Raw genomic sequence first — 13,542 nt, forward strand, 5'->3', positions numbered from 1 at the left:
TTTTTTGTGCGAGGGGATGCAGAGGGTGCTTGAGAGCGACACGCCGTACTTCGTTAAAGGTATACAGCGCCCTGTTTCCACTCTCTCCGATCGCGATCGGGCGCTGCTAAACAGGCAGGGCAATGCATACCTGAATGAAGGGAAGCTGCAGGAAGCGGCACGCGTTTTCATTACCACTGGTTACCACGATGGATTGACCAGGATTGGCGATGTGTATATGCGCAAGGCGGACGTGTTGACCGCACTGCGGTTTTATTATTTTGCTCGCAATGAGCAGAAAATGAGGCCCATCGTTTCAGCGCTCTCAGTGTTGATTCGATGTCTTATATAATTTTGACGCCGGGGGGGGGTATGGGGCTTATGGGGTGCGAGTGTAGTGTTCCGCCTTTTGAAACGGTTGAAACGGGCAAACGGTCAGTGGATGCGGACAGGATTATGCGTCTGTCCCGGGATGGCTACGCGTTCTTAAAGGTCAATGACCTTGAGAGGGCAGAGAGCGAGTTCGGTAAAATTCTCCAAATTGAAGCGGATAACAACTATGCCCTCGTGGGGCTCGGGGATGCGGCGCGCAAGAGGCGCGCGTACCAAGAGGCATCTGACTATTACACGAGGTGCTTACAGCATTACCCTCGCAACAGCTGTGCGCTCTTTGGTCTTGCGGACTGTTATAAGAACATGCGTCGGTACGTGAAGGCAGTGGAAGTGTGGCAGCAGTACCTGGAGCAGGATAGCCACAACATTGCGGTGCTTACGCGCATGGCCGATGCTTACCGTAAAATACATGATTTTCAAAACTCGAGAAACCTTTACTCCCAGGTTATCGCCCTGGATGAACATAATTCCTACGCGCTAATTGGGCTTGCTCACTTGCACTACGACTTCAAGAAGTACCGTGAAGCACTCATCTACTGGAAAAAGCTCCTGGAGTGTGCAGAACACAGTGTGGATATCCGTGTACTCACCTCTATCGGGAATTGTTATCGTAAAATGAAACTCTTTAGTCAGGGATTGCCCTATTTTCAGGAAGCGCTGAAGCGTGACCCAGGTAATTTTTATGGATTTTTTGGGATGGCTGACTGCTACCGCGGCATGAACATGCAGGAGCGTTCCATCCAGTACTGGGAGAAGATTCTGGAGAAGGACACGCAGAATCGTGTCATCCTCACCCGTATTGCCGACGCATATCGGCACATTGGGGAATACGAAAAGGCCCATCAAACGTATAAAAGGGCGTTGGATATCGATTACGATGCCTATGCCACGCTCGGGCTCGCAGTCCTTTGTAAACTCCAGGGGAGATACGAAGAGGCGGTTGTGAGTCTTGATCGACTCGTGCAGCTTGATCGGAAAAACTATCGCGTATATGTGGAGCTTGCAGACTGCTACCGCAAGCTCGGGCAGAAGCAAAAGGCGCTTGAGACACTTCGTCTCTTTCAGCAGTTTGGGGTTAAGAACCGTGTTGTTTCCGAGCTTATGAGTGAGTTGGAGGGTGCATCGTAGTTTCCCCACTTTTTCTTCCTGGTAAGCTTGGGTATGGGTGGCGTTTGCCAAGTGTGAACGGCTCGTTGCACAGGTGTGGCTGCGCGATGCCTGTCGATTCGGCGCTTTTTGTGTGGTGGTCGGGGTCCTCCTCTTCGTCGGAGGAGGTGCAGGACTTTGCGACGAGGGGGTGGAGCGTATATGGAGTGGTGCTGCGCCCTTTCGGGGCTTTTGCCAGAAGAAATCCAGAAGGCGTGTGCGTTTGCTGAGCGCTTTCGTGGGGTGCAGGTGTTCAGATGGATTGCCGCAGGGTGCACTGACTTCCATGCGATGAGTGATCTCTCTTCTGAGACGCGTGCACGCCTGGCGAGGGCGTGCGTCATCTCGGACACTCGTGTCTATACCACGCTGCGTGATGTGGATGGTACGCTCAAGCTGGGTATTGAACTGAAAGATAAACGGCGCGTAGAGGCAGTCTTACTCGTCGATCAAGTCTCGCGTAAGACTGCTTGTCTATCCTGTCAAGTCGGCTGTCCTATGGCGTGCGCGTTTTGTCAAACAGGCCAGTTGGGTTTCGCGCGAAACCTTTCTGCCTCAGAGATCGTCGAGCAGTTCCTTCATCTGGAACGATGTGTCGGTACATTGGATAATGTTGTGTTTATGGGAATGGGTGAGCCCATGCTCAATCTGGATGCGGTGTGTAGGGCTATTGAGATACTGTCTCATCCACAGGGTCGTGACCTATCTGAAAAACGTATTACTATTTCTACGTCTGGACATTGCCGTGGTATTTATTCGCTTGCTGACCGCGCGCTGCAGGTTCGCTTGGCGGTGTCTTTAACCACCGCGAATGCACCGTTGCGCGCGCGCCTCATGCCACGTGCTGCGCACGACAGTTTAGCAAAACTGAAAAGCGCTATTCACTATTTTAACGAGAAGAGTGGAAAGCGTGTGACACTCGAGCTCGCTCTCATGCGGGGAGTGAATACTTCTGAACGGCATGCGCAAGAAGTTATCGATTTTGCACATGGACTTAACGTGCACGTGAACTTAATTCCCTGGAATCCGGTAGCATCAATCCACTTTGAAACACCTCGGGAAGTGGAGGTTGCGCATTTTGAGGCGCTTCTCATGCGCGCCCGCATCCCCGTGACACGCCGCTATCAGCGTGGGAATGGCATTGGAGGCGCATGCGGACAACTAGGTAAAACAGCCGGCGTGTAACTCTTTCGCTCCGTTTGTAGATGTTTGTACGTGTGGCCATGCTCGTTCCTGTTTTTCAGGAAAGTTTCTTTGAGGCAGCCAGCGCTTTTGCCTTGCTCGAGTAGAGCTGTACGCAGTCCCAGGGTAACCAACCTCTTTCTACGTTCACCCACAGCGCTGACTCTTTATCCTTTGAAAGCAAATCAATGCCGAGCACTGGAAATATGTCTTTGCGCCGTGCGTACGCAATGACGATCCCCGTGACACCTGGTTTGTCACGAAGCAAAACATAAGCCTTGGTGATTACTGCGAAGCGACGCGCTTCTCCAATTGGAGAGTTCGGGGGGAACCGTACATCTTCCAGTGAATTTTTCCGCACACAGGCGGAAGTGCTGCTGAGTACGAGCAGTACCAACGCCCATGTGCTGCGCTGCAGCACGGGGATACCGCGTACCTTCATAGAAAAAGCGTCGGCGCAAACAGAAGGTGTAGAATGCTCGCTGCGAGAGAAAACAATCCCAAGGGTTTGGCATACTGCACCAGCGTGCGCGGAATAGGTGACGGCTTGGAAAGGGCCACACAATACCGATGTAGAAAAAGAGCACATCCTGTACCGCCGGCAAGGGTGGGTATGAGATCCCCAAGCACGGGAAGTTGGGCACCGATAGGATTAACGCACTTGCACACTGCGGCAATTCCCGAGAGAAGCGCCAGCACTAGAGAGAAAGTCGCGTCATACAGAAAGGGACAGTCGTGCGCACTCTCCTCTTGGGAGTCGAGCACCGTGAGGATAAAGCCTATCGCAGCGTTGGTCGCCACAGATAAAAAGTAAAACGGTAACATGATGGTCTCCTCTTACATGTGGCATGACATTGCCATATTTGAATATGCACTCAGGATGTTTGTTCAGTGAAACACAGAGCATCCTTACACATATCCACCACGATAGTTGAGCCGCCTCTGAATCGGCCACTGAGAATCTCACGCGCTAGGGCATTTTCCAATTCCGTTTGGATTGCACGCTTCAGTGGTCGTGCTCCGAAAGTGTCGTCGTATCCGCGCTCCGCAAGATAGGCTTTCGCCGCGTCACGCACACGAAGTTTTATATGTCGACTTTCCAAACGCTCCACTACCATCTGCAGTTGGATGTCTGTGATGAGGCGAATATGTTTCCGTGTGAGACGCTTAAAAATTAACACCTCGTCAATCCGGTTTAAGAATTCTGGGCGAAAGTATGTGTGCAGTAATCCCCGTATCTGCTCTGGTAGAGTTTGTTCTTCTGTAGATTGTGTCTCGGGTACAGGCAAGTCCGACGTGTGTGTGCGCGACTCGCGTGCAGAAAGAATATGCTCTGATCCGATATTGCTGGTCATGATGATGATCGTGTTACGGAAATCCACCACCCTTCCTTGGCCGTCAGTCAAGCGCCCATCGTCGAGTATTTGCAGGAATATATTAAACACATCCTGGTGCGCTTTCTCTACTTCATCAAAAAGAAGTACGCTGTAGGGTCTACGTCGTACCGCTTCTGTCAATTGTCCCCCTTCGTCATAGCCCACATACCCCGGGGGCGCGCCAATGAGTCGGCTGATCGCGTGTTTTTCCATGTATTCACTCATATCGATACGCGTCAGTGCACGCTCATCGTTGAAAAGAAAATCAGCTAACGTACGTGCAAGTTCTGTCTTTCCTACCCCCGTGGGACCGACACATAAGAAACTGCCAAGAGGACGGCGCGTATCAGAAAGTCCTGCCTTATTACGACGAATCGCGTCGGAAATTACCCGCACTGCTTCGTCCTGCCCTACCACACGTTGCATGAGTACTGACTCAAGCTGCAGATATTTTTGTTGCTCGCTTGCCATCATTTTGGATACCGGAATTCCGGTCCACATAGAAATAATTTTCGCAATGTCCTCTTCACACACTTCCTCGCGCAAGAGCTGTCCTTCTAGACCGGATTTTTTCTCTACTTCTGCAGTAAGAAGCATGATTTTTTTTTCAAGTTCTGGAATTTTGCCATACCGAAGTTCTGCAGCCTTGTTCAGGTCCCCTTCACGTGAAAACATGGTTTCCTCAATGCGGAGACGCTCAAGCTCCTCTTTGTAGCGGCGTGACTCTTCTATCCTCCCTTTCTCATTTTGCCATTGGACCTGCATTGCAGCACGGCGCTCTAGGAAGCCTGCGAGCTCTTTTTCTAACTTTTCCAAACGTTCCTTTGAAGCCGGATCACTTTCTTTAAGGAGAGAGGCCTTTTCGATATTCAGCTGCAATATCTTGCGCTCCACCTGGTCTAGCTCAACAGGCTGACTTTCAATTTCCATTTTTAGGCGGCTTGCTGCTTCATCCACCAGATCAATCGCCTTGTCTGGTAAAAAGCGGTTGGTGATGTAACGGTCAGACAAAACGGTTGCTGCAACAAGCGCTTCATCTTTGATACGTACCCCGTGATGTACTTCGTACTTTTCTTGCAAACCGCGCAGGATAGCAATGGTGTCCTCCACCGTAGGCTGTACGCAGTACACTTGCTGAAAGCGGCGTTCGAGCGCTGCGTCCTTTTCGATATACTTGCGATATTCGTTGAGCGTGGTTGCGCCGATTGAACGCAATTCACCGCGCGCAAGCGCAGGTTTCAGAAGGTTCGACGCATCCATAGATCCCTCACTTGCGCCGGCGCCTACGAGCGTGTGTAGTTCATCAATGAATAAAATAACGCCACCGTCGCTTTTCTGCACCGCTTCAATTACCGCTTTTAGTCGTTCTTCAAATTCCCCGCGGAACTTTGCACCGGCAACCAATGCGCCGAGGTCAAGGGAAAGCAAACGCTTTCCCTTGAGGCTTTCTGGCACGTCTCCTGAAACGATACGGCGTGCAAGTCCCTCGACAATAGCGGTTTTCCCTACGCCGGGTTCTCCAATAAGCACTGGGTTATTTTTTGTACGACGTGAGAGTACCTGCATAACGCGCCGGATCTCTTCATCACGTCCAATAACCGGATCTATTTTTTCTTCTCGGGCGAGGGTAGTAAGATCTCGGCAGTATTTCTCCAAGCACTGGAATGTTGATTCTGGATCCTGGCTCGTAACGCGCTTGCTGCCGCGTATATCTTTGAGGGCGGCACTGATAGTTTTACTGGTAATGCCCTGACTGTGAAGGAGACGTGCAGTGTTGCTATCTGTCTCACTTATGGCAAGCAGGAGATGTTCGCAGGAGACATATTCATCTTGGTTCTTGAGCGCGAGGCGTTCTGCACGTGCACAGGCTTTGCTCAGCGTTGGTGCACAGCGCGTTTGGGCGGCAGGACCGGTAACACGTGGTTTGCGGCGCAGGCATTGGAGTAATTCATCGTACAGGAAGTCCGGTTTTGCCCCAATTTTTTCAATGAGCGGAGAGATAATCCCGTCTTTCTGGGAAAGTAGGGCGTGGAGTAGATGTTCCTCCTCAACTTGACCGTGGTTCTCCGCTTCTGCCAGAGATATGGCGTCATTGAGCGCTTCGCTTGCTTTGACCGTGTACCTGTCTGTGTTCATGGCGTGATTATAGGTCTTTTGAACGCTTTTTTCTCGTCATCGGTATGTTTTTTCTACCGCTTGCAGGGGACTTACGGGAGTAGTCGCGGTGGAGAACAGGGGTGTACATGGTATGCAGTGCGCTTTGGCAGGCTGCGGTAAGGCGTAGCCTTTTATATTTTCTTGTTTTGAAGTAGGCTCCTGCGAGTTGGGAGGTTGGGAATATGGAAAAAACGTTAACGCTTTTTGGGAGCAACCATTGTGGACAATGCGCTACGGCGCTTGAGTATTTGCGGAGCAATCACATTAACTTTGAGTACGTGGATATCACCGGCAGCGGGAAGAACCTCAAGCGTTTTTTAAAGATGCGTGATTCAATGCCACTCTTTGATGACGTGAAGAAGGAAGGGCGCATTGGTATCCCGTGTCTTTCGGTGAACGACGGAGAACAGGTCTTCCTTGGTGTGGAAGGTTTGGACCTCTCGGCGTTTCGCTAGGGGTTAGTGGGCCGGTGTGTTCGGGGGCGTGATGTCGTCCCCCTCTTTGCGCTCTTTTCGGGCGACCAGCTAGGCGGTTTGCCCTGCTTCAAAGCTGCTCTGGAGCGTCTGTGCGGTTGTGCGCAGCTGCTGTTCAGATTGAATGCGGAAGAAGGAGAGGAGGCTGCGTGGGATCTGCTCGTAAGGAGTTTCGCCGTCGAGAAAGCGGATGGTCATGTTTGCAAACGCCACGGTGGAGATGAGCGGCTTATATTCCTCAGGAGCGTGTGGCAGATTGTGGTGAAAGCGAATGGTGTTGATAACCGGTTCAGGTAGATTCCAGCGCTGTGCGAGCGCCGCGCCAATTTCCGCGTGGCCTACGTCGGACATGATGGTGTCGAGCACATGCGGGGGTATGTTACGCTCCGCCTGAATTTCTGTGAGTTTGATGAGCATCTCAGGGTATGCGGAGGTGAAAACGACTTCCCCCAGGTTGTGCAGGAGGCCGCAGATGTAAGAGTCTGCGATGAGCGCCTGGTCGCCAGTGGCTTTGGCAAGACCGAGCGCAAAGCAGCCGGTGCGGTACGCCTGGTTCCACAGCTGCTTTCGCTCATCGTCGGTAGACTGCAGCACGCGCCCGGCGCCGACTGAGTACAACAGATTCTGTAATCCGCGCAGCCCGACGCGCTTCACCGCTTCGCTGATATCCAAACAACGTTTGTTCATACCGAAGCGCGCGGAGTTGACGAGTTTGAGAAGGTCGGTTACGAGCGCTACGTCTTGGCTAATGAGAGCTACAATGTCTGAGAGTTGGACGTCAGGATTTTCAATGGCGCGTTGAATCTCCAGTAGTTTGCTTGGCAGCTGGGGTATGTCGTCGATGCGGTCGGCGATAGACGCGGCAAGCTTTGTGGTTTGAGTTTGGATCTCAATGTTGCGGGGAACTACCATGCGCGAAATGGTTCGATCCTCTTCCACTACGAGGCGGTACACGTCTTCCTCAAGTCCGAGCTTTTTGAGCATGAGCATCATAATTACAAGCCCGAGACCAGCCCCCTCGGAATTGTCCAGGATGTGCGCGAGTGCCTCTTCCAAACCAGAATAACGGCGCGCACGAACGCGCTTGTCAAAAACGCGCTTAAATTCCATGGGAGTCATTTTGCAGTTATTGATCACCTCGATGACAAGCGCATGTGAGAGCACCTGCATGGTCACCTTTACGTACAACCCCTCCTGTTGTTGGGACTTGAGGTAATGATTGATGTTCTCAAGGCTTTCTTCCTTGAAGCTTTTCATACCGCGCTTGTAGTCCTGTGGATCAAAGATATCCAGTCCTTTTTCGCGGAAGTAAATACGCTTGGTGTTGGCCTTTTTCGCGTTTGTGGTGAGTTCACTAATGCAGTACGTTAAATAATCCTTCACGTGCGGCTGGCCAATGAGATCTAGGATTGTCTTTGCCACCTGTCCAATGTAGATGTCCATATCACGGGGGAGCGTATAGGTGGTGATGGCAATCGGGAGTTGCAGTTCAATTGCCTTACGAATTTTTTCAGTGTCAACAACTATCTGTGTATCACACATGGGCAGACTGTACACGCTGTGTATGCTTTTGACAACACGCGCGAAATGCACAGCTTTCCCTGTGCCAGAATGCAAACGCGTGTGGGTGCGGTGTATGTCTTTGTTGACAACGGGGAGAAAAGCGTACGAGAATCTGCCCCGTTAGGTTGAAGGGGGAGCAAACTGTACGTGCTCATGTAATCTTTGTTTTCCCATATCGATATGGGGTGCGATGCGCGCGGTGGATACGCTCCTTCTCGACTGAGGTCGCAAGATTTTGTAGGACTGCGCAGGGGCGTGCGTCGATTGGTGTGGTGCTATGTGTCGTGCTGGTTTGATGTATCAGGACTGGGGTGTGAGGGGAAAAACGGACAGGATGTGCTTTGCGCGGAGTCGGTTGTTTTCCCGTGGTGCGGTGGGCGCGGTGTGCTGCACTGTGTTGTTTCTCGCGTGTCGTGTGCGCACTCCTTCTTCCGTGCCTCTGCATTCTGGATCGGTCCGTGCCGCAGTACCCGAGGCCACATCCTTTCACTGGCGGCGCTATGCGGGTACACGCCTGCGCGTGTGTTTTCCGTACCATGCTTCTTATCGCGCACTCAAAGCGTTTGTTCCGGAATTCGAGTCACTGACGGGTATCGCTGTTGAAATTGACTGGCTTCAGTATGCGCGCATGCACGATAAGCAGGTACTCGAACTAAGTAAACCGCGTGGTGACTATGACCTTATCGCTATGCTGTGTACGTGGAAGACGGAGTACGCGTCGCGTGGGCTACTCCGGTCACTCGATTCGTTTTTTCAAAATCCTTCCCTGTGTATGCCGCATTACGATTTTGAAGATCTCATTCCTGTGTACGTAGAGACGATCGGGTATGTAGGTGGACGCAAACCCTGGCTTGGGGGTCCGGGTGCGTTTTTGTGCGCCGTGCCCTTTGGAGCGGAGACGAGCATACTTGCCTACCGCAAAGATATCTTCCACAAGTACCGCATCAAGGTACCAGAAAATTATGATGAGCTTTTGGATGCCTGTAAGAGACTGCGTGAACGCGCGCAACTATACGGTCTTGCAAGCCGCGGTGCTTCAGGACAGCAGGCGTTGCACGCATATTTACTACACGCCGCACCCTTTGGTGCTAAGGTGTTGGACGATTCTTTAGTTCCTGCATTCCATCGTTCGCGTTCTATCGCCACATTACGGTGGATGCAAGAAATGTTCGCGTACGGTCCACCGGGTATGGCGAGTTTTGCCCAAAACGAAGCATTGCAGGCCTTTTTGCAAGGGCAGACGGGGATGTACTTGGATACCAATATGATTGGACCGTTAGTTCGTGATCCGACACGCTCAGCCATACGCCCACACCATGTGGGATTTGCGTTGCACCCGATGGCACAGGTGCGTGCAGGAGAAGTTGGCGGCTTCGGGCTTGCAATTCCACACAATAGTGCTGCGCCCGAAGCAGCGTTCTTGCTTTTGCAGTGGATTACGGCGCCGCAAACAGGACGGCGAGTGGTGGAACAGGGTGCGCTACCATTCCGCCAGTCGCAGCTTGCGGACCGCGCATTGCGTGCACGTTTTGCTGAGTTTGAGGTATTAGAGCGTCAGCTTGCACATTGCGATCCAGATTGGCGTCCTATTGTGCCTACCTGGGGGGAGTTGGGAACCCTTTTGGGAATTGGGATAAATGAGGTGCTCACCGGTGTGAGTGAGCCAGAGGAAGCGATGAGCGCATTAGTGCTGCCGGCACGTCGTATTCTCCGTCGTCACGCGCACGCACGTTATGTGCCGTAAAAAGTCTCTTCCTCTTGGGGAAGAGAGGGCAGAAAAGATGCTGGATATGAGCGGAAACAGAATGACGTGTTCTATCTGTGGAGCGCGTTACGTTGGGTAGCGTAAGAGGGGGAGTGCGTGGGGAAGAGTATGAGCAAACCACGTGATACCATAAGCGCGTATTGTTTTAGCGCTCCAGCGCTTGTATTGCTGATGTTCGTGCTGGTGTTGCCGGCCTTTTTGGGGCTCCGTATGAGTTTTTTTCAGTGGCAACTGAGCGCGTTGCGCACGCAACCTGTATTTGTGGGTTTTGAAAATTACCGGGAGCTTTTCTCCAGTATTCACTTTTGGGCCAGTGTAAGAACGACGCTTGTCTTTACGCTCTCAGTGGTGGTGCTTGAGGTTGTACTTGGACTTGCACTCGCGCTGGTGTTGGAACACGGAGTACCCGGGTTGCGTTTTTTTCGTACAGTGTTTGTGTTGCCGATGATGATCGCTCCCGTGGTGGTGGGAGTGCTCTGGGGGTTTTTGTATCACCCACAGTTTGGTAAAATCAACTACGCCTTGCAGGCTTTTGAGCTTGGACCGGTATTGTGGCTTGCGAATCCGCGTCTTGCGCTTTTGTCTGTGATACTCACTGATGTGTGGCAATGGACGCCTTTCGTATTCCTTGTGTTGCTTGCAGGTTTGCAGGGTATTCCGCAACATCTTTTGTATGCGGCGAAAGTGGACGGAGCAAATTATATGCAAACACTCCTGCATATAAAGATTCCACATATTGCGCCTGTGCTTGGCATTGCGACCGTCCTCCGTTTGATAGATTCTTTCCGTGGTTTGGTAGTGATTATGACACTGACAAATGGTGGTCCGGGAGTTGCAACAGAAATCCTGCCGCTTCACTTGCAGCGTATTGCCTTTGAGGATCACCGTCTGGGTAAAGCATCGGCAGTTGCTGTGCTCCTGTTTCTCCTGACAAGTCTTTTGACTTGTATTTTCATTCTCCCTACGATGAGGAGACAGGCGCGGTGAGGGTTGCGTACGGGTTAGATAAGAGCAGGAGCAGATAGCATGAACATGATTTTTTTGAAGTGGCGTACCGCGTTGGTGTTGTGTCTGTTAAGCTGTATTGCGTTGGTGAGTATGTTCCCTCTCTATGAAATGGTAGCTACTTCTTTGAAGCGTGATGCGGACGCATTTCGGTTGCCGCCGGCATGGTTTTTTATACCAACAATTGAAAACTATCGGCAACTCTTGCAGGAACATCATTTTGGACGTGCCCTGTATAACAGCTTGGTGGTGACGTTGAGTTCCACGGTGGTGAGTGTCAGTGCAGGGGCTGCAGCAGCGTATGCAATGCAGCGCTTTCGGTACCGAGGTAAAAAGGCAATCACGGTGGCGTTGTTGCTCTTGCGAGTGATTCCGCCGGTTGTGCTTGTAATTCCTATCTTTGTGTGGTGGACTGCGCTCGGGTTAGTGAATTCTTTAGCAGGACTTGCGCTCGTGTATGGTGCGCTCAATGTTCCATTTAATGTGTGGGTAATCACTACCTTTGTTGCGGAAATTCCCCCTTCGCTGGGTGAATCTGCAAAATTGGATGGATGTTCTCACTGGATGATTTTTACCCGCATTGTGATGCCACTGATTACACCCGCACTTGCGGTGGTGAGTATTTTTACATTTCGTTTTGCATGGAATGAGTATATGCTTGGATTTGCGCTGACCAATCGGAAAACACGGACACTGCCGGTGGCACTTTCACTTTTTCTCACGGATAGTGGTGTCGAATGGGGGCGGATTACCGCAGCAGCAACGCTGATTGCAATTCCTGCATGTGTTTTTACCTTTGCGGCGGCGAAGTACTTGGTGGTGGGTTTGACCGCAGGTGCGGTAAAGGGATAAACACTCTGCGCGGGTGAGTACGTGCAGCAGATATGTGCGGCGCATCCCTGGGAGACTGCGTCGGGTCGTGTGCGCGTGTCAATGCGTTGTATGTAGGGAGAGATGGGGTGGGTGCAGAAAATGTATGAGGCTATGGTAGGTCTGCGGTGAGAGAGAGTGCGCACCGGGATGGCATCTACATCGTTGGCGCAGGATTCGCAGGGAGTGTCCTTGCCCGTGAGATCCAAACGAAAAAAGTACTCGGCACAGTTATTGCTTTTTTGGATGACGATCCGTGCAAAATCGGATCGAATCTTCACGGTGTCCCGGTGCTTGGTCCCATTTTTGAAGTTGCCCGGATTGTGCGTATTACTCCGCATGATCACGCGCTGATTGCAATTCCTTCTATCTCCATTGAGCGTTTGCGTGACATTTACCTGACGCTGCGCGCTGCGGGGTTTACGGTTATCAAACTTCTGCCGGCGCTTGCTCAAATCATCGATGGTACTGCGCATTTAGTGCAAACACGTGAAATTGATCCGCAGGATTTACTCACGCGCACACCGGTGACCATTAATCTTAAAAAGAGCCTGGCGTACCTATGCGGGAAACGCGTGTTAGTTACTGGTGCTGGAGGATCTATCGGCAGCGAACTAGCCTGTCAGTTGCTCTCTGGTGATGTGGAGCGTCTCTATTTGTTCGGTCATGGAGAGAACTCCATCTACCAAATCGATAAAAAAATTCGTAGGCTGCAGGAAGAGGGTGTTGGATCTCGCACAGTTATTGTTCCTGTTATTGGCGATTTAAAGGATGCTGCGTACGTGCGCTATCTTATCGAGCAGCTGCGCTGCGATGCGGTTTTTCATGCTGCCGCGTATAAGCACGTTCCTATGATGGAACTCAATCCTGTTTCAGTGATTGAAAATAATGTCTTCGGCACCAAATTCTTGCTCGATGCCTGTATTGCGTGTAGGGTTAAGCGCTTTGTACTTTTGTCCACTGACAAGGCCGTGGATCCTGTTTCTATCTACGGAGTATCTAAGATGCTCAACGAGAAGAATGTCTTGTATGCTGCTGAGCGTGTGCGCGATTTCGGTCACGATGCCGCGTATATGTTTGTCCGTTTTGGAAACGTATTGGGTTCCCGTGGTTCTATCATGCCGCTCTTTATTGAACAAATAAAGAAAGGGGGGCCCGTTACCGTGACAGATCCTGCCATGACACGATTCTTTATGACTATTCCCGAAGCGTGTTCACTCGTTTTGCAAGTCGGTGGAGTAGGAATAAATGGAGCGTCGTATCTTTTGGACATGGGGGAGCCTGTGAGCATTATGGAGACTGCGCAGCAACTTATCCGCTATTTTGGTTACGAACCAGACAGAGATATTCCTATCCACGTGGTAGGCTTGCGTCCTGGCGAGCGTCTCAGTGAGCCACTCGTTTCCAAAGACGAGCGTATAGAGCCGACGGTATATCCAAAGGTTCTGCGTTTGCGTGAACGTGAACCTTTGGATTTTGCGCACCTTGAACGCCTGTGGGATCAACTGTATCCTTACTGTTTCCCTTCAGGAGAAAAGGTGCGGTACCGGCACAAAGAAGGACTTGTCCGCGTGCTATGCGACTCGTGCGCGACACTGAAACAGCGGTATATGCCAAATAGCGAGGCATAGGA

At 51.4% G+C, this 13,542-nt stretch carries 12 protein-coding genes; 8 read left to right on the forward strand and 4 right to left on the reverse strand.

Annotated elements, in window-relative coordinates; all coding sequences use genetic code 11:
• The first annotated feature begins 16 nt into the window (after nt 1–16).
• The 3 genes from TPCCA_RS00320 to rlmN all read left to right on the forward strand — a co-directional run bounded on the left by TPCCA_RS00320 (nt 17) and on the right by rlmN (nt 2,703).
• Entirely contained in the window at nt 17–331 is a 315-nt protein-coding gene (locus tag TPCCA_RS00320) for a hypothetical protein (protein ID WP_041609981.1), read from the forward strand.
• Complete coding sequence (locus TPCCA_RS00325; protein WP_013944778.1) at nt 319–1,500, forward strand: tetratricopeptide repeat protein; 1,182 nt, start codon at nt 319–321, stop codon at nt 1,498–1,500. Before TPCCA_RS00320 ends, TPCCA_RS00325 begins: the two co-directional genes overlap by 13 nt.
• A 180-nt stretch (nt 1,501–1,680) precedes the next feature.
• Nucleotides 1,681–2,703, forward strand: a complete 1,023-nt coding sequence (gene rlmN / locus TPCCA_RS00330) for a dual-specificity RNA methyltransferase RlmN (RefSeq protein ID WP_013944779.1) — start codon at nt 1,681–1,683, stop codon at nt 2,701–2,703.
• Nucleotides 2,704–2,758: 55 nt separating this feature from the next.
• Here rlmN and TPCCA_RS00335 read toward each other — a convergent pair whose 3' ends face one another.
• Genes TPCCA_RS00335 through clpB form a run of 3 tightly spaced genes read right to left on the reverse strand, consistent with a single transcriptional unit; the run spans nt 2,759 to nt 6,212 of the window.
• On the reverse strand, nt 2,759–3,142 hold the full coding sequence (locus TPCCA_RS00335) for a hypothetical protein (RefSeq protein ID WP_013944780.1): 384 nt from the start codon (nt 3,140–3,142) through the stop codon (nt 2,759–2,761).
• Nucleotides 3,139–3,525, reverse strand: a complete 387-nt coding sequence (locus tag TPCCA_RS00340) for a hypothetical protein (RefSeq protein WP_010881519.1) — start codon at nt 3,523–3,525, stop codon at nt 3,139–3,141. Before TPCCA_RS00340 ends, TPCCA_RS00335 begins: the two co-directional genes overlap by 4 nt.
• A gap of 50 nt (nt 3,526–3,575) precedes the next feature.
• Nucleotides 3,576–6,212 carry an ATP-dependent chaperone ClpB gene (gene clpB, locus TPCCA_RS00345; RefSeq protein ID WP_010881520.1) on the reverse strand — a complete coding sequence of 879 codons (2,637 nt, stop codon included), beginning with the start codon at nt 6,210–6,212 and terminating at the stop codon, nt 3,576–3,578.
• 203 nt (nt 6,213–6,415) lie between these two features.
• Here clpB and TPCCA_RS00350 point away from each other — a divergent pair, with 203 nt between their 5' ends.
• Nucleotides 6,416–6,688, forward strand: a complete 273-nt coding sequence (locus TPCCA_RS00350) for a glutaredoxin domain-containing protein (protein WP_010881521.1) — start codon at nt 6,416–6,418, stop codon at nt 6,686–6,688.
• Between the two features lie 69 nt (nt 6,689–6,757).
• Here TPCCA_RS00350 and TPCCA_RS00355 read toward each other — a convergent pair whose 3' ends face one another.
• Entirely contained in the window at nt 6,758–8,299 is a 1,542-nt protein-coding gene (locus tag TPCCA_RS00355; protein WP_013944781.1) for an HDOD domain-containing protein, read from the reverse strand.
• Between the two features lie 247 nt (nt 8,300–8,546).
• On the opposite strand from TPCCA_RS00355, the gene TPCCA_RS00360 reads away from it, so the two are divergent.
• The 4 genes from TPCCA_RS00360 (at nt 8,547) to TPCCA_RS00375 (ending at nt 13,540) form a co-directional block, all read left to right on the forward strand.
• The gene (locus TPCCA_RS00360) at nt 8,547–10,013 is read left to right on the forward strand and encodes an extracellular solute-binding protein (RefSeq protein ID WP_245522141.1); all 1,467 of its coding nucleotides are present in this window, start codon (nt 8,547–8,549) and stop codon (nt 10,011–10,013) included.
• A 117-nt stretch (nt 10,014–10,130) separates the two neighbouring features.
• Nucleotides 10,131–11,021, forward strand: a complete 891-nt coding sequence (locus TPCCA_RS00365; RefSeq protein ID WP_013944784.1) for a carbohydrate ABC transporter permease — start codon at nt 10,131–10,133, stop codon at nt 11,019–11,021.
• Between the two features lie 39 nt (nt 11,022–11,060).
• Nucleotides 11,061–11,891 (forward strand): carbohydrate ABC transporter permease, encoded by an 831-nt coding sequence (locus TPCCA_RS00370; RefSeq protein ID WP_013944785.1) that lies wholly within the window; start codon nt 11,061–11,063, stop codon nt 11,889–11,891.
• A gap of 146 nt (nt 11,892–12,037) precedes the next feature.
• Entirely contained in the window at nt 12,038–13,540 is a 1,503-nt protein-coding gene (locus TPCCA_RS00375; protein ID WP_013944786.1) for a polysaccharide biosynthesis protein, read from the forward strand.
• Nucleotides 13,541–13,542 lie beyond the last annotated feature (2 nt).

This window comes from Treponema paraluiscuniculi Cuniculi A (genome assembly GCF_000217655.1).
Lineage (GTDB): Bacteria > Spirochaetota > Spirochaetia > Treponematales > Treponemataceae > Treponema > Treponema pallidum.

Coding starts and splice junctions, on each gene's coding strand:
- TPCCA_RS00320 (WP_041609981.1), top strand. CDS start 17: ATGCAGAGGGTGCTTGAGAGCGACACGCCGTACTTCGTTAAAGGTATA.
- TPCCA_RS00325 (WP_013944778.1), top strand. CDS start 319: ATGTCTTATATAATTTTGACGCCGGGGGGGGGTATGGGGCTTATGGGG.
- rlmN (WP_013944779.1), top strand. CDS start 1,681: ATGGAGTGGTGCTGCGCCCTTTCGGGGCTTTTGCCAGAAGAAATCCAG.
- TPCCA_RS00335 (WP_013944780.1), bottom strand. CDS start 3,142: ATGAAGGTACGCGGTATCCCCGTGCTGCAGCGCAGCACATGGGCGTTG.
- TPCCA_RS00340 (WP_010881519.1), bottom strand. CDS start 3,525: ATGTTACCGTTTTACTTTTTATCTGTGGCGACCAACGCTGCGATAGGC.
- clpB (WP_010881520.1), bottom strand. CDS start 6,212: ATGAACACAGACAGGTACACGGTCAAAGCAAGCGAAGCGCTCAATGAC.
- TPCCA_RS00350 (WP_010881521.1), top strand. CDS start 6,416: ATGGAAAAAACGTTAACGCTTTTTGGGAGCAACCATTGTGGACAATGC.
- TPCCA_RS00360 (WP_245522141.1), top strand. CDS start 8,547: ATGTGTCGTGCTGGTTTGATGTATCAGGACTGGGGTGTGAGGGGAAAA.
- TPCCA_RS00370 (WP_013944785.1), top strand. CDS start 11,061: ATGAACATGATTTTTTTGAAGTGGCGTACCGCGTTGGTGTTGTGTCTG.